The following is a 20,420-nucleotide window of genomic DNA, read 5'->3' on the forward strand; positions in this document are numbered from 1 at the left end:
AAATCATTCGATGTATACAAGCCTATATAGCGTCAGCTATAAAAATAATTACACAATACGGTTTGTTACTGGAATTAATCGTGAGCAAGCTTGAGTGAGCCATTATGAAAACGAAAATCCCTGATGCGGTATTGGCTGCTGAGGTGAGTCGCCGTGGTTTGGTTAAAACGACAGCGATCGGTGGCCTGGCGATGGCCAGCAGTGCATTAACATTACCTTTTAGTCGAATAGCGCACGCTGTCGATAACGCCATTGCGGCAAATTCTGACGAGAAGGTTATCTGGAGCGCCTGTACAGTTAACTGCGGTAGCCGCTGCCCACTGCGAATGCATGTTGTGGACGGTGAAATCAAATACGTCGAAACAGATAATACCGGTGATGACAATTACGACGGCCTGCATCAGGTACGCGCCTGTTTGCGTGGACGTTCCATGCGTCGCCGCGTTTATAACCCAGACCGCCTGAAATATCCGATGAAACGCGTCGGGGCGCGCGGTGAAGGCAAATTCGAGCGTATTAGCTGGGAAGAAGCCTACGACATTATCGCGACCAATATGCAGCGCCTGATTAAAGAGTACGGTAATGAATCCATCTATCTGAACTATGGTACAGGTACGCTGGGCGGCACCATGACCCGTTCCTGGCCACCGGGAAATACTCTGGTCGCGCGCCTAATGAACTGCTGCGGCGGTTATCTGAACCATTATGGTGATTATTCCTCCGCGCAAATTGCAGAAGGTCTGAACTATACCTATGGCGGCTGGGCGGATGGTAACAGCCCGTCAGATATCGAAAACAGTAAGCTAGTGGTGCTGTTTGGTAATAACCCGGGCGAAACGCGAATGAGCGGCGGCGGGGTAACTTATTACCTTGAACAGGCACGTCAGAAATCAAATGCTCGCATGATCATCATCGATCCGCGCTATACCGACACCGGTGCCGGGCGTGAAGATGAGTGGATCCCAATTCGTCCGGGAACAGATGCCGCACTGGTTAACGGTCTGGCGTACGTCATGATCACCGAAAATCTGGTTGATCAGGAATTCCTCGATAAATATTGCGTTGGCTACGACGAGAAAACCCTGCCAGCCAGTGCGCCGAAAAATGGCCACTACAAAGCCTATATTCTGGGTGAAGGGGCAGACGGCGTTGCCAAAACGCCGGAATGGGCATCGCAAATCACTGGTGTTCCGGCAGACAAAATCATCAAACTGGCTCGTGAAATCGGCAGTACCAAACCGGCCTTTATCAGCCAGGGGTGGGGGCCGCAGCGTCACGCTAATGGTGAAATCGCAACCCGTGCTATCTCGATGCTGGCGATTCTGACCGGTAACGTTGGTATCAATGGAGGGAACAGCGGCGCGCGTGAAGGTTCATACAGCTTACCGTTTGTCCGTATGCCGACTCTCGAAAATCCGATCCAGACCAGCATATCCATGTTTATGTGGACCGATGCTATTGAACGAGGCCCGGAAATGACGGCGCTGCGTGATGGGGTTCGCGGGAAAGATAAGCTGGATGTGCCGATCAAGATGATCTGGAACTATGCCGGTAACTGCCTGATTAACCAGCATTCAGAAATTAACCGCACCCATGAAATCCTTCAGGATGATAAGAAGTGCGAGCTGATTGTGGTTATCGACTGCCACATGACATCATCCGCGAAATACGCTGACATCCTGCTGCCGGACTGCACCGCTTCCGAACAGATGGACTTTGCGCTGGATGCATCCTGCGGGAATATGTCTTATGTGATTTTCAACGACCAGGTGATTAAACCGCGCTTTGAATGTAAGACCATCTATGAGATGACCAGCGAACTGGCAAAACGTCTTGGCGTTGAGCAACAGTTTACTGAAGGTCGTACTCAGGAAGAGTGGATGCGCCATCTGTATGCCCAGTCGCGGGAAGCGATTCCTGAGTTGCCTACCTTTGAAGAGTTCCGCCAGCAGGGGATCTTTAAAAAGCGCGACCCACAAGGGCATCACGTTGCTTATAAAGCCTTCCGTGAAGATCCGCAGGCTAATCCGCTGACCACGCCATCAGGCAAAATTGAGATCTATTCGCAGGCGCTGGCTGACATTGCCGCTACCTGGGAATTGCCAGAAGGCGACGTGATCGATCCACTGCCGATCTACACGCCGGGCTTTGAAAGTTATCAGGATCCGCTGAACAAACAGTATCCGCTGCAGCTTACGGGTTTCCACTATAAATCTCGCGTTCACTCCACCTACGGCAACGTAGACGTGCTGAAAGCGGCTTGCCGTCAGGAGATGTGGATCAACCCGCTTGATGCGCAAAAACGCGGTATCAACAACGGCGATAAAGTCAGGATCTTTAACGATCGTGGTGAAGTTCATATTGAGGCGAAAGTGACGCCACGAATGATGCCGGGCGTGGTCGCACTGGGCGAAGGCGCCTGGTATGACCCGGATGCAAAACGTGTCGATAAGGGCGGTTGTATCAACGTACTGACCACTCAACGTCCGTCTCCTCTCGCCAAGGGGAATCCGTCGCATACAAACCTTGTTCAGGTTGAAAAGGTGTAAGGAGTAACCGATGACAACCCAGTATGGATTTTTTATTGATTCCAGCCGTTGCACCGGTTGCAAAACCTGCGAACTGGCTTGTAAAGACTACAAAGATTTGACGCCTGAAGTCAGCTTCCGCCGCATTTATGAATATGCTGGTGGCGACTGGCAGGAGGATAACGGTGTCTGGCATCAGAACGTATTTGCCTACTATCTCTCGATTTCGTGCAATCACTGCGAAGATCCGGCGTGTACCAAAGTCTGCCCGAGCGGTGCGATGCATAAACGTGAAGATGGTTTTGTCGTTGTTGATGAAGATGTGTGCATCGGCTGTCGTTACTGCCATATGGCTTGCCCGTATGGCGCACCGCAGTATAACGAAACCAAAGGGCATATGACCAAATGCGATGGTTGCTATGACCGTGTCGCGGAAGGTAAAAAGCCGATCTGCGTTGAATCTTGTCCGCTGCGGGCGCTGGATTTTGGCCCTATCGACGAGCTGCGTAAAAAACATGGTGATCTGGCGGCTGTTGCGCCATTGCCACGAGCGCACTTTACCAAACCGAATATTGTGATCAAACCTAACGCCAACAGCCGCCCAACCGGGGATACCACTGGCTATCTGGCAAATCCGAAGGAGGTGTGAGATGGGAAGTGGATGGCATGAATGGCCGTTGATGATCTTCACGGTCTTCGGGCAGTGCGTCGTGGGCGGTTTTATCGTTCTGGCATTTGCCTTGTTGAAAGGCGAACTTAGGGCTGATACCCAACAGCGGGTGATTACCTGTATGTTTGGCTTGTGGGTACTGATGGGCATTGGCTTTATCGCCTCAATGCTTCACCTTGGCTCACCTATGCGCGCCTTTAACTCACTCAACCGGGTTGGCTCTTCGGCATTGAGTAATGAAATCGCCAGTGGTTCGATCTTTTTTGCCGTAGGTGGCATCGGCTGGTTGTTGGCAGTGCTGAAAAAACTGTCACCGGCATTACGCACGCTGTGGCTGGTGGTGACGATGATTCTCGGCGTGGTGTTTGTCTGGATGATGGTGCGAGTTTATAACAGCATCGATACCGTACCGACCTGGTACAGCATCTGGACACCGATGGGCTTCTTCCTGACTATGTTTATGGGAGGCCCGCTGCTGGGATATTTGTTACTGCGTCTGGCGGGGGTTAATGGTTGGGTGATGCGTTTACTTCCGGCCATTTCAGTGCTGGCGCTGGTGGTGAGCGGCGTAATGTCTGTAATGCAGGGGGCTGAACTCGCTACGATTCACTCTTCTGTACAACAGGCAGTGGCGTTAGTGCCGGATTACGGTGCGCTGATGGCCTGGCGGATTGTGCTTATCGCCGTGGCACTGTGCTTGTGGATTGTACCGCAGTTAAAAGGTTCTCAGCCTGCGGTATCGCTGCTTTCCGTGTCATTCATCCTGCTTCTGGCTGGTGAGTTAATCGGGCGCGGCGTGTTCTACGGGTTGCATATGACTGTGGGGATGGCCGTTGCCAGCTAAGATGTTTATAACCGGGGTCTCGGCCCCGGTTTTCTTTTATTTCTGTTTCGTTAAGGTGTCATAACTGGTCATCAAATTACGATAATCAGGAATGTGGTTAGAGAACAGCGTCGCCAGACCTTCGATATCGTTGCGCCAGTCACGGTGCAGTTCGCAGGCGACACCAAACCACGTCATCAATTGTGCCCCTGCTTGTGACATACGATCCCATGCCGAATGCCGGGTAATTTCGTTAAAGGTTCCTGACGCGTCAGTCACCACAAAGACATCGAAACCTTCTTCAATCGCCGAAAGCGCCGGGAATGCTACGCAAACTTCGGTGACCACTCCGGCGATAATCAACTGCTTTTTACCTGTCGCCTTGACCGCTTTAACAAAATCTTCGTTATCCCAGGCGTTAATATTTCCCGGACGGGCAATATACGGTGCATCCGGGAACTGTGCTTTCAGTTCAGGGACTAATGGGCCGTTAGGACCGGTTTCAAAACTGGTAGTAAGAATGGTGGGTAGATTGAAATATTTGGCTAAGTCACCCAGCGCCAGCACGTTATTTTTAAATTTGTCAGGTTCAATATCCCGCACGAGGGAAAGTAAACCGGCCTGGTGATCAACTAACAAAACAGCAGCATCATTTTTATCGAGACGAACATACGGTTTGGTCATTCTCTTCTCCTTTCGAGAGTCAGTGGTACGCCTGAAATCGTTCAGACGCGATGCGTTGCCCTGAAAGCATAGACGGGAAATTCAGGTTTGCAGTGACCATGAAATTTTTCGACTGAACTAAACATATGAACGTTATGTTAGATCAATAAAAACAATTAGATGAGACTGATTATCTTTTCGTTATTAGTGTTATGAATGAGTAATATAAATCGATAATACAGCCGCTGCGTTATGTACGTATTTTCACCCATTGACAATGTTTTTGGCGGTGGCATGATGCGCATGAAATTTGAACTTCCTCACGGTTTTCATTCATGTCCACGTATACCCGGCCTGTCATGCTTTTGCTGTCTGGCCTACTTTTGTTGACTCTGGCGATCGCGGTGTTAAATACACTCGTGCCGCTATGGCTCGCCCAGGTACACTTGCCCACATGGCAGGTCGGCGTCGTCAGTTCGTCTTATTTTACCGGCAACCTGGTTGGTACTTTACTGACAGGGTATGTCATTAAACGCTTTGGGTTTAATCGCAGCTATTACCTTGCTTCCTTTATTTTTGCTGCGGGTTGTGCCGGGCTTGGCTTGATGATTGGTTTCTGGAGCTGGTTAGCCTGGCGTTTCGTCGCAGGCGTTGGTTGCGCCATGATTTGGGTGGTGGTAGAAAGCGCGCTGATGTGCAGCGGTACGTCACGTAACCGTGGGCGGTTACTTGCCGCCTATATGATGGTTTATTATGTGGGGACGTTTTTAGGCCAGTTACTGCTCAGTAAAGTTTCAACCGAGTTGATGAGCGTATTGCCGTGGGCTACAGGGTTGACCCTGGCAGGGATCTTGCCGCTGCTGTTTACTCGTATCGTGAATCAGCAGGCTGAGAACCATGCTTCGACGCCAATTATGTCAATGCTAAAACTTCGTCAGGCGCGGCTTGGCGTGAACGGCTGTATTATCTCGGGAATCGTTCTGGGTTCTTTGTATGGTCTGATGCCGCTGTACCTCAATCATAAAGGGATTAGCAACGCCAGCATTGGCTTCTGGATGGCGGTTCTGGTTAGTGCTGGTATCCTTGGGCAATGGCCAATTGGTCGTCTGGCAGATAAATTTGGTCGCCTGCTGGTACTGCGCGTTCAGGTATTTGTCGTCATTCTCGGTAGTATTGCGATGTTAAGTCAGGCGGCAATGGCACCTGCGTTGTTCATCCTCGGTGCAGCCGGTTTTACGCTCTATCCGGTGGCGATGGCCTGGGCTTGCGAGAAAGTTGAACATCATCAGCTGGTGGCAATGAATCAGGCGTTATTGTTAAGTTATACCGTCGGTAGTCTGCTTGGCCCGTCTTTTACTGCCATGTTAATGCAGAATTTCTCTGATAATCTGCTGTTTATCATGATCGCCAGTGTGTCGTTTATTTATTTACTCATGCTGCTTCGCAACGCCGGTCATACACCAAAACCCGTTGCTCACGTGTAAATGAATGAGTGCAGAGTGTGAACTGGCTGTTTCGCACTCTGTTTTTTGTTTCCTCTGTACAACTATCTTTTAGCAAATTTTATTCGTAAAAAAATAAAGTGTGCAGCAGGTTATAATTTTGCATTCCGCTATTTCCGCACGTCTTGTTTGCCGCGCATAATTCCTCGTTTTCTAAATATCCATTAAATATTGGCGAAGGATCGATCTATGGCTGGGAACGTTCAGGAAAAACAGTTGCGATGGTACAACATTGCTTTGATGTCATTTATTACCGTTTGGGGCTTTGGCAACGTTGTAAATAACTATGCCAACCAGGGACTGGTGGTTGTTTTTTCATGGGTATTTATTTTTGCGCTCTATTTCACACCTTATGCCCTGATTGTCGGCCAGTTAGGTTCGACCTTTAAAGACGGGAGAGGGGGCGTTAGTACCTGGATTAAACATACCATGGGGCCAGGGCTGGCTTACCTTGCAGCATGGACCTACTGGGTGGTGCATATTCCTTATTTGGCACAAAAACCACAGGCAATACTGATCGCGCTCGGTTGGGCGATGAAAGGCGATGGTTCGTTAATCAAAGAATATTCGGTCGTAGCGTTACAGGGGTTAACGCTGGTGCTGTTTATCTTCTTTATGTGGGTTGCCTCCCGAGGCATGAAGTCACTGAAAATTGTTGGTTCAGTGGCAGGGATTGCGATGTTTGTCATGTCGCTCCTCTATGTGGCGATGGCGGTAACCGCGCCTGCGATTACTGAAGTGCATATTGCGACTACTAATATTACCTGGGAAACATTCATACCACATATCGATTTCACCTACATTACCACCATTTCAATGCTGGTTTTTGCGGTTGGTGGTGCTGAGAAGATTTCTCCTTACGTTAACCAAACACGCAACCCAGGAAAAGAATTTCCAAAAGGGATGTTGTGTCTGGCGGGCATGGTAGCAGTATGTGCGATTCTCGGCTCACTGGCGATGGGGATGATGTTTGACTCGCGCAATATTCCCGATGATTTGATGACTAACGGTCAGTATTACGCCTTCCAGAAGCTGGGGGAGTATTACAATATGGGTAATACCTTAATGGTGATTTATGCCATTGCGAACACTCTGGGGCAAGTTGCCGCACTGGTATTTTCGATTGATGCACCGCTTAAAGTGTTATTAGGCGATGCCGACAGCAAATATATTCCAGCAAGTTTATGTCGTACCAACGCTTCTGGTACGCCGGTTAATGGTTATTTTCTGACTCTGGTGCTGGTGGCGATCCTGATTATGCTACCGACTCTCGGCATCGGTGATATGAACAATCTCTATAAATGGCTGTTGAATCTTAACTCGGTAGTGATGCCGCTGCGTTATTTGTGGGTATTTGTTGCGTTTATTGCTGTCGTTCGCCTGGCGCAGAAATATAAACCAGAGTATGTCTTTATTCGTAATAAGCCGATGGCAATGACCGTCGGGATATGGTGTTTTGCCTTTACCGCTTTTGCCTGCCTGACAGGAATTTTCCCTAAAATGGAAGCCTTCACTGCAGAGTGGACATTCCAATTGGCACTGAACATTACTACGCCATTTGTCCTCGTTGGACTGGGGCTGATATTCCCGCTGCTTGCACGTAAAGCGAATACAAAATAGTCATCATGCCCCGGTTCGCCGGGGCTGTGATATCAAATAGACTAAAATTAGATCAGGCCTGATAAGGCAAAAGTTAAGTTTTTCTTAAGAGATGAAAGAAAATCAACGCTACCGTGATAATACGAATTTTAGTTATCGGAGACCATTATTTTTAGATATGGTGATAGTTTTAATTATTGGTTATTTTGCAAGTTATTATTTTGGGCTCTGGAGTAAACTCTTGCGCATAGTAATAACATGATTTTTACGGCTAAATTTTCAACAAAGATTGGTAATGTAAACTCGTATTTTTTGATCTGCATCAATGAATTCGCACGTTGCTAATTATGGTTAAATTTGCTGAGAATGATTGCGGTTATTGTTTGGATATGCAGATGGTATATTGATTCACTGGCGTAATATTCTGTAAAAACTATATTTTATAGTGTTTTAATCTGGTAAAAATCATCTCCCGACAGAATCTTCTCATGCCTGGTGTAGTTCACAGTCTTTTGTTTTAAAAATAAAATAGTGCTCTAATGTTGCATCTATTGTTTTATCGAACGTGTGTTCCTGAAAATATTTATCTGTTAGGTTGATGGACAAATTACAGCCTGGGCAGTGAAATTTTCACGATCACTTTCTGACTAAATCTTACTTTAAGGTTACTGATTAATATATTTGGGCTAAGAGAGTCGTATTACACATGTCTTAAATAAGATAAATAAACAGAATGGATTACTGACAATAGATATTAATACCTCTTTTGGATAATTATAGAGTAGATGTCACAACTCGGCAGGATGTGCTAGTTGTGTTGTTACAGGGTAATTTTTTCATATCTAAATTATTTCGTTGAATGATTAACGAAAGGCGGTAGCGTGGGTGAAAGATACAAAGATGAGTGTTACATATAACAATATTGTTCTGGTTAAAATAAGAAGCATGATAATCACTTGTGGAAATTAAGAAAAAATTAATCTTCTCATCATGACATATTTGTTATATTGGAATAATGAAATTAAGAAAGTCATAAAAAGGAGGGTAACATCGGCTAATATACAGAACTTTATACGATCTTATATTAAAGCTATTGATAACATTTTAGTCAGAACACCAGTATGTATAGCATTACCGAAAAATTAAACTCAAGATTTAACACTGCGGTTATATTAGCTGTTACTGTCTATATTGTCTTGTCATTTATTACCGCAATTGATTTCCATAAAAAAATAGCAGAAAACTCTGCACAGATTAACCTTATACTCATCAATAACAATTTGAATAATTTTTTTTCTAAAGTTGAAAAAGAGGCTGATGCATTAAAAGATGCAATCTATCTGTTACATGATGAAGATGAAATAAAGCGAGCAGTCCTTCATCGCATGAAAAAAATAGACGCGGTTAATTTAGTAGGGATAATGCTCAATAATGGAAAATATCTTAGCTTTATTCGAACTGAGAATGGGGAGGTAAAATTTCTGGGGCAATCAGAACCCGGTAAACCTTTTATTGGTGACGATGGTGATATCAGCGATAACTACTTTAATCCGGAATCACGACCATGGAATAAATTACCAAGGGGGACTTATTCAAAATGGTCACCATGGTATAATTGTTATGGTATTGCCGGAAAAAAATGTTTTTCGTTTTCACTACGACCATCCGAAGAAGAAAAAAAATCATTTGCTTTGAAGCTAATACATCTGGATCTTGATGAAAAATATTTCAGTAATTTTTTAAATAAACTGGCTGGTGATTCTGATATTTTATTCATGGAACAGAACAAAAGGATTATGGTGGGTAATGAAAAATCAATGTTACATCTTATTGTCCGTGATTTATCGGGAAGTTATAACATAAGCAATAATAGTGGCAACTATACAGATAATGTTATCTCACTCCCCAGGCTTCCTGATGTCAGATTCCATTATTTCCACTATCAAAAATCAGAAGATACAAACATCAATAAATATTTTACACTGATGTTTTTATGTGGCTTGGTTTGTTTTTGTTTATTATGGTATATCGTTGAAAAAATAACAAGAAAAATCAAAGGTGAATCCAGCAAACTGATAGAACATCTGAAAAAATTAGCTAATTCAGTATATCGCAACGACACAATTGATATTGTGCAAAATGACAGTGGTGAGATTGTTGAACTCAAAAAAATCATTAATAATATCAGCGATAAATACAAGGAGCGTATGGACCGATTACTTAATCTTGTGTCCTATGAACAAGGAAGTTGCTTTTATATTAATAAGGCTATTATTGAAACTAATAATAAAACCTATTTGGCAATTGGTATGCTTTGCATCTATGGATTAGAGTTTGTTGAAGCGGTATATGGAAGTCAGAAATTTCATGAGATTTTTAATGATATAAAATCTAAGATATCACAAAAATATTCAAAATATTGTGATATCGTAAAAATCTCAACTGAAACATACTTGTTGCTATGTCACACTGATTGCGAAGAGTTCATCGAAAAATTATCGGTTTTAAACTTTCCTGAACATATATTTTGCATAAGAAATATATATATCCACAAGATTGCCATTTGCGAAAATTTTTCAGGGGAAAATGTATCGATTTATGAAAGGAAACTGAAACTGGCATTAACAGCTATGCGGGAAAATAAAGAATCTGAATTTATTTTTTATGATGACATCAAAGTCCATGAGCTTGATCAAAAGGTCTGGGTGGCAGGAAATATAAAAAAAGCGATTGCGAGTAATGAGCTTTATTTAGTATATCAACCGATTGTTGATATGGATAATAATAGGGTTGTAGGCGCGGAGGCGTTATGTCGCTGGTTGTCCTGCGAAAATGGGGTAATACCGCCATCAATTTTTGTACCTGTTGCTGAAGAAATAGGATTAATTAAAGAACTGGGTGATTTTGTTCTCGAAACAGCTATTAGCGAATTTGGGGTGTTTAGTTGTGAATATGAGGTTGCTAACGATTTTCTCCTGCATATCAATGTTTCTCCCTGGCAATTAAATGAATTTGACTTCCACACTCGTGTTCTTACTTTAATTAATGCATTTGGTGTAAATGCTGAACAAATCTGCCTGGAGATCACCGAGTCAGCAGTAAAAGATATAAATGATAGCTTTTACAATAATATAAATATTTTAAAAGAAAATGGTATCAAGATTTCCCTTGATGATTTCGGAAGTGGATTAGCTGACCTGAAAAAACTTTATAAAGTGAGACCTGATAGCATTAAAATTGATTCAGAGTTTACCTCTGGTATTTTCGATGAAACTAACAAAGTTGTATATTTTATATCCAGTCTTGCTCGTGAAGAAAATATGCCGGTAATAGCTGAAGGTGTTGAAACTGAAAGTCAGGCTAGAGAGTTGCAAAAATTAGGATTCTCTCATGTTCAGGGATACTTATACCAGAAACCGTTACCGTTTTCAGAATGGCATATAGACAGCAAACCGAAAAAAAGAAAATAAAGCAATGTTCAAATATAAAAAAAAGGCGGCAGTGATCTGTTTTTTGTATTTTTTGTGCGTCGCTGTAGTAACTTGTTATTTATACACCATTTATGTTAAAGGCCGCATTAATTCGGTGAAGGTATCTATTGTAGATAGTGGGCTTGCAATAGCTAATGTTTCTGAGTATCGCCGCTCAGTATCTAATAATATATTTTATGAACTTGAGGTTTCGCCAGAAGAGTTGTTAAAAAAAATACGCAATAGCTTTGCTGGCTATGAAAACCCTGGATATTTGTATGATCTCGGTCCTTATATGATTAGTGATGGTAAATGTATCAAAGTTACAACGAAAGGGGATAATTTTTGTGACGACATAGTTTCCTCTATTCGGGTAATTAATGAATTTGAAAGAGGCATTATTAGCTTAAAAAATAAGTGCTATGTTTATTATGCTCATCCCATTGCAAAACGTACAAGTTTGATATCAGTGGTAGATCCTGAACGTTATTTATCTTTGATAAGAAATCAATCAGGGGAACGAGAAGATATCTATGTCTCATTTTATGATATTAATGATAATGAAAAGAAAATCGCAGGTGATGATTTTTTGATAAATGATGCAGTATTTGAGATGTCAGCTATCACTCTGTCGTATTCTTATCTTCCAGAAATGATGTTTATTATTGCCTATAAAAAAAGTAAATATCTATATATATGTGCGTTTTTCGTTTTTGCGTCGGCAATATCTGCAGTCATAATGTATGTTTATTATGTTAAATTATTGCGTGATATTATAAATAAGGGTAGATTGGAAAAAGAATCTATATTGTCGAATCATCAATATGATTTACGTGGAGAAAATCTATTCTTTAATACGGAAGAGATTAATGCAATTCGAGAGATATATGACTTTGGCACTTGTGATGCATTAACCAGGGCTTCTGGTCGCCGGAGTTTTGATAAAGAAATCAAGATACTGAGAAAAAGTTTTGGCTACCTGTGTCTATTTGATGTGGATAAATTTAAAACCATTAATGATAAGTTTGGTCATTTATTTGGTGATGAAGTACTCATCAAACTTGTTAATATCATTAAAGAAGAGTTACCCCGTCGTGAAGGGGAAATATACCGGTTTGGCGGTGATGAGTTTGCTATTATTTATTATGAGAAAGATAAAAATAAGCTATCAAGAATTTTGCACAGAGTTGTTCATTTCGCCATTGGTGGGTTAAATTGTAGTTGCAGTATAGGTGTTGCCAGCACAGATGAGTGCATGAATAACATTGAACGGTTGAAATTGCTGGCAGATGAACGGTTATATAAAAGTAAGCAAAATGGCCGAGCACAGATAACGTGGTGTTGATATTTTAATTTGCATGGCATTGGTCATCGATGTTTATAAAAATCACACAGTTCAAGTTATATTATTAATGAATCGTTAAGTGCAATGCTCATAAAAAATAAAGTAATATTAAACAAAATCCTTTTGGTTGTTGCTATACTGCTATGTTTTGTTTTTTTATCAATTGTTGAACAGCCTCTTGGATTTTATCAACAAACATTATTTTCAATTATTATTTGTATCGCTGCTATCTTCCTTAATTTTCTCAAAGGAAGGATGATTACTCTGATTCTAATGGGTGTTGGAATACTCATATCATCCCGATATCTATGGTGGCGTTACTCTTCTTCAGTAATCCTGGATGAATTTCCAGACTGTTTATTTTCAGTCACGCTATTAGTTGCTGAGACGTATGCATGGTTTGTTTTATTACTTGGTTACTTTCAGGTTTGCTTCCCGCTGAACCGAGAAAGTATACCCTTACCAGAGAATAAAGAAGAATGGCCCGTTGTTGATATATTAATCCCCACATATAACGAACCCTTTACAGTCGTGAAGAATACAGTTTATGGTGCGTTGGCCTTAGACTGGCCAACGGATAAATTAAATATCTGGCTCCTTGATGATGGCGCCAGGGACGAGTTCAGGAAATTCGCGAACGAGTCAGGAATTTACTATGTCGCAAGAGAAACACATGAACATGCTAAGGCCGGAAATATAAATAATGCGCTTAAAATAGCTAATGGCGAATTTGTTGCTATTTTCGATTGCGATCATATACCCTCGGTTTCTTTTTTAAAGAAAACGATGGGCTGGTTTATCGCCGATAAAAAATTATCTATGTTGCAAACACCACATCATTTTTTTTCCCCCGATCCTTTTGAGCGAAATTTGGGACAGTTCCGGCAAAAGCCAAATGAAGGACACCTTTTTTATGGATTAATCCAGAATGGTACGGATACATGGAATGCTTCATTTTTTTGTGGTTCATGTGCAATCATCCGTAGATCTGCTCTGGATGAGATTGGAGGCATTGCAGTCGAAACAGTAACAGAAGATGCGCATACGTCGTTACGCTTGCATCGTGCAGGTTATAGCTCTGCGTATCTTCGCTATCCTCTGGCTGCCGGGCTAGCCACCGAAACATTGTCTGCTCATATTGGACAACGGATTCGGTGGGCTCGAGGCATGATTCAAATCTTGCGTATTGACAATCCATTATTGGGCAAGGGGCTGACATTATCACAGCGCCTTTGCTATCTCAGCAGCATGATGCATTTTTTATCAGGTGTGCCACGCCTGATTTTCTTGTTCGCACCGTTATGTCCTATTTTCTTTTCGGTCAATCTGATCGATGCATCAGTTGCAGATATTATGTCTTATATTTTACCTTATCTATTTGTTATTATTTTAACTAATTCAAGAGTACAAGGTAAATACAGACATTCATTCTGGAATGAGATTTATGAAATGGTTCTGGCTTGGTATATTACGCTACCAACGCTTGTAGCTTTACTTGCGCCAGCAAAAGGTCGTTTTAACGTTACGGCCAAAGGGGGACTGATAAAAAATAAGTTTGTTGACTGGCGAATTTCCTATCCCTATCTTATTTTTGCTATTTTAAATGTAATCGGGCTGATAATAGGTGTTATTAATGTTTATAGTTTGCAAGGGCATATTGCCATCTTGAATTTGTTTTGTTTAATCTGGTTGTTTTATAATGCAATTATTATTGGCGCAACTTTGGCTGTTTCTATTGAACAAAAGCAGGTGCGTTTTTCTCCCCGTATTGATGTTTCTTTCAAGGGCGTTATACAACTGGATGATGGACGGCGCTATCCTTGTTCTGTTCTTGATTTTTCCGAAGGAGGATTAGGTGTAATCCTTGATAATATCTCCGACGTAAAAGATATGCTTAAAGCACAGCAATTGTCTCTTTATCTGGATGATAGCAACGGGAAATGTGATATTCCGGTAGAAATAGTTCATGCTTACAATAATAAAATTGGTCTGAAGATTATGCCAATGAGTTATGAACAAAGTGTTAATTATGTAAGAGCAACGTTTTCTCGTGATTCATTATGGCAAGAGTGGAATAATAAAATTAGACGGGACAATATTCTAAAGAGTTTTTTTGAAATATGTTTCATCTCTCTGAAAGGTTATTGCAATATGGTTTTTTATATTCTGCGGACGCTGAAAAGCAGTTCCAAAAGTTAGTTCTAATTTCTGACTGCTAATTAAATATATTGTTTGTGTTTATTATGGTTGTTGAATTTTTTAAAATGGAAAGAAAATTTTTGAGATTAAGTGCTGCGATAATTGGCTTGGGGTTATTATGTTTTTACCAGGCAAATACAGCATCGGCTACAGATACAGTAATCAGTAAGTCTTCCTCTGGAGAAGTATTACCATCTATCCAGAAGACAAATATCTCTGCTTATGCGAAAGAGTTGTCTCGCCATTTTAAACTCCCATTTACACAAATCGCACCAGCTCCAGGAAACATAGTCCTGAATGGCGTTAACCCACAGGGGCAAATTGAGTTTGGTATGCGTAGCGATGAAATAGTATCAGAAGCAAAACTAAAACTTGAATACACTCCATCACCGTCGCTGATCCCTGTCCAGTCACAGCTTAAGGTCTATCTTAATGACGAGTTGATGGGGGTATTGCCGATTACCAAAGAACAACTGGGGAAGAAAACGCTGGCGGAAATAACTCTTAACCCATTGTATTTTTCTGATTTTAATCGCTTGCGCCTCGAATTAATTAGTCACTACCAGAGCGCCTGTGAAAACCCGACCAGCAGCAATTTGTGGCTTGATATTGGACGTACCAGTGAACTTGAACTGGTATTTCAGAGACTTAATCTGAAAAATGATCTTTCATATTTTCCTGTACCGTTTTTTGACCCGCGAGATAACCGCACTAATACATTGCCGATGGTTTTTGCAGGTACTCCTGAGACTGGTTTGCAGCAGGCATCAGCTATTGTCGCTTCGTGGTTTGGTGCGCAATCTGGCTGGCGTGGTCACCGATTTCCGGTTTTCTATAACCAGTTACCGGAAAGTAATGCAGTGGTCTTTGCCACTAACAATAGACGCCCGGACTTTCTGCGCGAGCATCCGTTGGTGAATGCGCCTGTTATTAAAATGATCAGTCATCCACAAAATCCTTTTATCAAATTGCTGGTACTTTTGGGCCGCGATGACAAAGATTTATTACAGGCGGCAAAAGGCCTTGCACAGGGAAATATACTTTTTCGCGGCGATAGTGTGATCGTAAATGAAGTGACGCCGTTACTGCCGCGTAAACCTTATGATGCGCCAAACTGGGTACGCACTGACCGTCCTGTAACTTTCGCAGAGCTTAAAAATTATGAAGGGCAGTTACAGGCAAGTGGCCTGGAGTCTGCGGCAATTAATGTTTCATTTAATTTGCCACCTGATCTTTTTCTATTGCGTAATCGTGGGGTTGATATGAAGATTAACTATCGCTATACCACGCCAACGATAGGTGGTTCACGCATGGATGTCAGCCTTAATAACCAGTACCTTGAATCTTTCCGGCTAAGTCCGCAATCTGCTACCGATAGATTGTTGTTACGTTTACCGTTATTGCAAGAATTGTTGGATGGTAATAATGGAATTACCATTCCTGCGCTGACGTTGGGGGCGCTTAATCAATTGCGATTTAATTTTGAGTACATTAATACAATGCCGCGTTCTGATGCTGATAGCTGTATTATTTCCAGGCCTCTAAAAAATCATGCGGTTATTGCAGATGATTCCACTATCGATTTTTCAAAGTACCATCACTTTATCGCAATGCCAGATTTACGCGCTTTTGCCAGCTCAGGCTTTCCATTTAGCCGCATGGCCGATCTATCAGAAACGGTTGTGGTTATGCCTGAAAATCCTGGTACAACGCAAGTTGAAACATTATTAAATACCCTTGGATTGATTGGTGCTCAAACTGGATTTCCGGCAATTAATCTGACAATTACTGATGATATAGTTTCTGTTCAGGGCAAGGATTCAGATATTCTACTTATAGGAACACTTCCGCAAGAATTTGCAGACAATCAGCAAATTAATCTGCTCATTGAGGCAACAACGAGTTGGGTAAAAAGCCCAATGCGGAACACTGATTACGCAAAAATTATGGCAGATAAAAACGATCAAAAACCTGAAATACAAACAACTATAAATTCCCCATTGCCAATGGCGGCGATAGTTGGTTTTCAGTCCCCATATCATGCCCAACGCAGCGTAATTGCTTTAATGTCCGAGGGATCACGCGGCGATACGCTACTCAACAATGCGTTAATTAATAGTACAAAACGCGGCAATATTTTTGGTTCAGTCGCGGTTATTCGCGAATCTGGCGTCAATAGTTTACAGGTTGGAGATACTTATTACGTTGGGCATCTCCCCTGGATTGAACGAGTGCAATATGTGTTAGCCAGACATCCCATTCTACTGGCAGTCCTGGCAACTCTCAGTGTGGTGCTATTGGCGTGGGTAGTATGGCGTCTGTTACGTAACATTAGTCGCCGTCGTCTGAACCCTCATCAACAGTAATTTATCGTCATTTCTATTTTGCGGCTCCATTCTGTCCTGACTTTATACAGGCAGGGAGCTGCGCCCGTTCTGTTTTTAATAAAAAGTGAGTTAACACCTGATTGAGGCAGGCATGTACAAATTCACCCTAAATTTACTCACAATATCCCTTGGTTTGGCGGTAATGTCGATGGCGAAAGCCACACCAACTGCACACAAGCTGTTAATGGCGCAGATTCGGTTAGGCGAAGACATTCATCGTGAAGATCTGGTCGAACAGTCGCTTTATCGTCTTGAATTGGCGGAACCTGATAATCCAGATGTCGTTGCGGCGCGTTTTCGCTATCTGCTGCGTAAGGGGGATATTGAAGGTGCGCAAAAACAACTTGCCAGACTTACCCTGTTCGCTCCTGATTCAAAAATATATAAAGCATCGCGCACGGCCATGCGACTTTCTTCGCCTGAGGGGCGTCAGGCACTGCAAATGGCACGCTTACAAGCTATCTCCGGGCGACATAAAGAGGCTATCGACAGTTACGACAAGCTATTTAACGGGGCACCGCCAGATATCGAAATGGCGCTGGAATACTGGGGGGCAATGACGCAAATTGCCTCCCGTCGCAACGAAGCGATTCGTCAGTTGAAAATACTTAATATTGATAATCCTGACTCTGGTGCCATATTTGGGGCGCTGGGGCAGGCGTATTCCCAGAATGGCGATCGCGCTAATGCGGTGGCGAATCTGGAAAAAGCCCTCGCGCTGGATCCGCACAACAGCAACAACGACAAATGGAACAGTCTGCTGAAGGTGAATCGCTACTGGCTGGCGATCCAGCAGGGCGATGCTGCGCTGAAAGCCAATAATCCTGACCGCGCAGAGCGTCTGTTCCAGCAGGCGCGCAATGTCGATAACACCGACAGCTATGCGGTGCTGGGGCTGGGCGATGTGGCGATGGCGCGCAAAGATTACCCCGCCGCCGAACGTTATTACCAGCAGACGCTGCGTATGGACAGCGGCAACACCAACGCCGTGCGCGGGCTGGCGAATCTTTATCGCCGGCAGTCGCCGGAAAAAGCCGAAGCGTTTATCGCCTCGCTCTCTGCCAGCCAGCGGCGCAGCATTGATGATATCGAACGCAGCCTGCAAAACGACCGCTTATCACAGCAGGCGGAGGCACTGGAAAATCAGGGTAAATGGGCGCAGGCGGCAGCACTTCAGCGTCAGCGACTGGCGCTCGATCCCGGCAGTGTGTGGATTACTTACCGGCTTTCGCAGGATCTCTGGCAGGCCGGACAACGCAGCCAGGCCGATACGTTAATGCGCAATCTGGCGCAACAGAAGCCGAACGACCCGGAGCAGGTTTACGCTTACGGACTGTATCTTTCCGGTCACGACCAGGACAGAGCCGCGCTGGCGCATATCAACAGCCTGCCGCGCGCGCAGTGGAACAGCAATATTCAGGAACTGGCAAACCGCCTGCAAAGCGATCAGGTACTGGAAACTGCCAGCCGCCTGCGTGAAAGCGGCAAAGAGGCAGAAGCGGAAGCGATGCTGCGCCAACAGCCACCGTCCACGCGCATTGACCTCACCCTGGCCGACTGGGCACAGCAGCGACGTGATGACACCGCCGCCCGCGCGGCGTATCAGAATGTCCTGACGCGGGAGCCAGCTAACGTTGATGCCATTCTTGGCCTGACGGAAGTGGATATCGCCGCCGGTGACAAAGTGGCGGCACGCAGCCAGCTGGCGAAACTGCCCGCCACCGACAATACCTCACTGAATACACAGCGGCGCGTGGCGCTGGTACAGGCGCAGCTTGGCGATACCGCAGCGGCGCAGCAGACGTTTAACAAGCTGATCCCGCAGGCAAAATCTCAGCCGCCGTCGATGGAAAGTGCGATGGTACTGCGTGATGGTGCAGGGTTTGAAGCGCAGGCGGGCGATCCGGAGCAGGCGCTGGAAACCTACAAAGACGCGATGGTCGCATCCGGTGTGACCACGACGCGTCCGCAGGATAACGACACCTTTACCCGTCTGACCCGTAACGATGAGAAGGACGACTGGCTGAAGCGCGGTGTGCGCAGCGATGCGGCGGATCTCTATCGTCAGCAGGATCTTAACGTCACCCTGGAGCACGACTACTGGGGATCGAGCGGCACCGGTGGCTATTCCGACCTGAAAGCGCACACCACCATGTTGCAGGTGGATGCACCGTATTCTGACGGACGGATGTTCTTCCGCAGTGATTTCGTCAATATGAATGTCGGCAGTTTTTCCGCCGACGCTGAGGGTAAATGGGATAACAACTGGGGCACCTGTACGTTGCAGGACTGTAGCGGCAACCGCAGCCAGTCGGATTCCGGCGCCAGCGTGGCGGTCGGCTGGCGAAATGACGTCTGGAGCTGGGATATCGGCACCACACCGATGGGCTTCAACGTGGTGGATGTGGTCGGTGGCATCAGTTACAGCGACGATATCGGGCCGCTTGGTTACACCGTTAACGCCCATCGTCGCCCCATCTCCAGTTCGTTACTGGCCTTTGGCGGGCAGAAAGACTCTCCGGGCAATACCGGGAAAAAATGGGGCGGTGTGCGTGCCGATGGCGTGGGGCTGAGTCTGAGCTACGATAAAGGTGAAGCGAACGGCGTCTGGGCATCCCTTAGCGGCGACCAGTTAACCGGCAAAAATGTCGAAGATAACTGGCGCGTGCGCTGGATGACGGGCTATTACTATAAGGTCATCAACCAGAATAATCGCCGCGTCACTGTCGGCCTGAACAATATGATCTGGCATTACGACAAAGACCTGAGTGGGTACTCACTCGGTCAGGGCGGTTACTACAGCCCGCAGGAATACCTGTCGTTTGCCATACCGGTGATGTGGCGTGAGCGGACGGAAAACTGGTCATGGGAGCTGGGCGCGTCTGGCTCGTGGTCGCATTCGCGCACCAAAACCATGCCGCGTTATCCGCTGATGAACCTGATCCCGACGGACTGGAAAGAGGATGCCGCCAGCCAGACCAACGACGGCGGCAGCAGTCAGGGCTTTGGCTACACGGCGCGGGCGTTACTTGAGCGTCGGGTCACGTCCAACTGGTTTGTCGGCACGGCAATCGATATCCAGCAGGCGAAAGATTATGCGCCAAGCCATTTCCTGCTCTACGTGCGGTATTCCGCCGCCGGATGGCAGGGCGACATGGATTTACCGCCGCAGCCGCTGATACCTTACGCCGACTGGTAACGAGGTAGAATCAGAAGGTTAAATCTCGGAAATTA

Annotated in this window: 11 protein-coding genes; 10 read left to right on the forward strand and 1 reads right to left on the reverse strand. The window is 44.7% G+C overall.

Going from position 1 to position 20,420, the window contains the following annotated elements:
* The first annotated feature begins 104 nt into the window (after nucleotides 1-104).
* The 3 genes from dmsA to RGV86_RS20540 are packed head-to-tail and all read left to right on the forward strand — an operon-like array spanning nucleotide 105 to nucleotide 4,042.
* Nucleotides 105-2,549, forward strand: coding sequence for a dimethylsulfoxide reductase subunit A (dmsA, locus tag RGV86_RS20530; RefSeq protein ID WP_000850274.1), 2,445 nt, complete (start codon nucleotides 105-107; stop codon nucleotides 2,547-2,549).
* A gap of 10 nt (nucleotides 2,550-2,559) precedes the next feature.
* Nucleotides 2,560-3,177, forward strand: coding sequence for a dimethylsulfoxide reductase iron-sulfur subunit DmsB (gene dmsB, locus RGV86_RS20535; protein WP_000213098.1), 618 nt, complete (start codon nucleotides 2,560-2,562; stop codon nucleotides 3,175-3,177).
* Between the two features lies 1 nt (nucleotide 3,178).
* The gene (locus RGV86_RS20540; RefSeq protein WP_000534711.1) at nucleotides 3,179-4,042 is read left to right on the forward strand and encodes a dimethyl sulfoxide reductase anchor subunit family protein; all 864 of its coding nucleotides are present in this window, start codon (nucleotides 3,179-3,181) and stop codon (nucleotides 4,040-4,042) included.
* Nucleotides 4,043-4,078: 36 nt separating this feature from the next.
* Here the strand turns inward: RGV86_RS20540 and ycaC are convergent, their stop codons facing one another.
* Nucleotides 4,079-4,705: an isochorismate family cysteine hydrolase YcaC gene (ycaC, locus tag RGV86_RS20545; protein WP_000165876.1), complete on the reverse strand. Its 627-nt coding sequence runs from the start codon at nucleotides 4,703-4,705 to the stop codon at nucleotides 4,079-4,081.
* A 314-nt stretch (nucleotides 4,706-5,019) separates the two neighbouring features.
* Between ycaC and RGV86_RS20550 the strand changes: the two genes are divergently transcribed.
* The 7 genes from RGV86_RS20550 (at nucleotide 5,020) to bcsC (ending at nucleotide 20,385) form a co-directional block, all read left to right on the forward strand.
* Nucleotides 5,020-6,168 carry an MFS transporter gene (locus RGV86_RS20550; RefSeq protein WP_085460578.1) on the forward strand — a complete coding sequence of 383 codons (1,149 nt, stop codon included), beginning with the start codon at nucleotides 5,020-5,022 and terminating at the stop codon, nucleotides 6,166-6,168.
* A 207-nt stretch (nucleotides 6,169-6,375) separates the two neighbouring features.
* Nucleotides 6,376-7,806, forward strand: a complete 1,431-nt coding sequence (locus tag RGV86_RS20555) for an APC family permease (protein ID WP_000918532.1) — start codon at nucleotides 6,376-6,378, stop codon at nucleotides 7,804-7,806.
* Between the two features lie 1,100 nt (nucleotides 7,807-8,906).
* Nucleotides 8,907-11,255: a sensor domain-containing phosphodiesterase gene (locus RGV86_RS20560; RefSeq protein ID WP_309508443.1), complete on the forward strand. Its 2,349-nt coding sequence runs from the start codon at nucleotides 8,907-8,909 to the stop codon at nucleotides 11,253-11,255.
* A 4-nt stretch (nucleotides 11,256-11,259) separates the two neighbouring features.
* A complete protein-coding gene (locus tag RGV86_RS20565) occupies nucleotides 11,260-12,600 on the forward strand; it encodes a GGDEF domain-containing protein (protein WP_309508442.1) in 1,341 nt (446 codons plus the stop codon).
* Nucleotides 12,601-12,684: 84 nt separating this feature from the next.
* Nucleotides 12,685-14,799 carry a UDP-forming cellulose synthase catalytic subunit gene (gene bcsA, locus RGV86_RS20570; RefSeq protein ID WP_085460581.1) on the forward strand — a complete coding sequence of 705 codons (2,115 nt, stop codon included), beginning with the start codon at nucleotides 12,685-12,687 and terminating at the stop codon, nucleotides 14,797-14,799.
* Nucleotides 14,800-14,864: 65 nt separating this feature from the next.
* Nucleotides 14,865-17,165, forward strand: coding sequence for a cellulose biosynthesis cyclic di-GMP-binding regulatory protein BcsB (gene bcsB, locus RGV86_RS20575; RefSeq protein WP_085460760.1), 2,301 nt, complete (start codon nucleotides 14,865-14,867; stop codon nucleotides 17,163-17,165).
* 112 nt (nucleotides 17,166-17,277) lie between these two features.
* Entirely contained in the window at nucleotides 17,278-20,385 is a 3,108-nt protein-coding gene (bcsC, locus tag RGV86_RS20580) for a cellulose synthase complex outer membrane protein BcsC (RefSeq protein WP_137598419.1), read from the forward strand.
* The last annotated feature ends 35 nt before the right edge of the window (nucleotides 20,386-20,420 follow it).

The organism is Escherichia ruysiae (assembly GCF_031323975.1).
GTDB classification, from domain to species: domain Bacteria; phylum Pseudomonadota; class Gammaproteobacteria; order Enterobacterales; family Enterobacteriaceae; genus Escherichia; species Escherichia ruysiae.

Coding starts and splice junctions, on each gene's coding strand:
- RGV86_RS20550 (WP_085460578.1), top strand. CDS start 5,020: ATGTCCACGTATACCCGGCCTGTCATGCTTTTGCTGTCTGGCCTACTT.
- ycaC (WP_000165876.1), bottom strand. CDS start 4,705: ATGACCAAACCGTATGTTCGTCTCGATAAAAATGATGCTGCTGTTTTG.
- RGV86_RS20560 (WP_309508443.1), top strand. CDS start 8,907: ATGTATAGCATTACCGAAAAATTAAACTCAAGATTTAACACTGCGGTT.
- dmsB (WP_000213098.1), top strand. CDS start 2,560: ATGACAACCCAGTATGGATTTTTTATTGATTCCAGCCGTTGCACCGGT.
- bcsA (WP_085460581.1), top strand. CDS start 12,685: ATGCTCATAAAAAATAAAGTAATATTAAACAAAATCCTTTTGGTTGTT.
- bcsC (WP_137598419.1), top strand. CDS start 17,278: ATGTACAAATTCACCCTAAATTTACTCACAATATCCCTTGGTTTGGCG.
- RGV86_RS20555 (WP_000918532.1), top strand. CDS start 6,376: ATGGCTGGGAACGTTCAGGAAAAACAGTTGCGATGGTACAACATTGCT.
- dmsA (WP_000850274.1), top strand. CDS start 105: ATGAAAACGAAAATCCCTGATGCGGTATTGGCTGCTGAGGTGAGTCGC.
- bcsB (WP_085460760.1), top strand. CDS start 14,865: ATGGAAAGAAAATTTTTGAGATTAAGTGCTGCGATAATTGGCTTGGGG.
- RGV86_RS20540 (WP_000534711.1), top strand. CDS start 3,179: ATGGGAAGTGGATGGCATGAATGGCCGTTGATGATCTTCACGGTCTTC.
- RGV86_RS20565 (WP_309508442.1), top strand. CDS start 11,260: ATGTTCAAATATAAAAAAAAGGCGGCAGTGATCTGTTTTTTGTATTTT.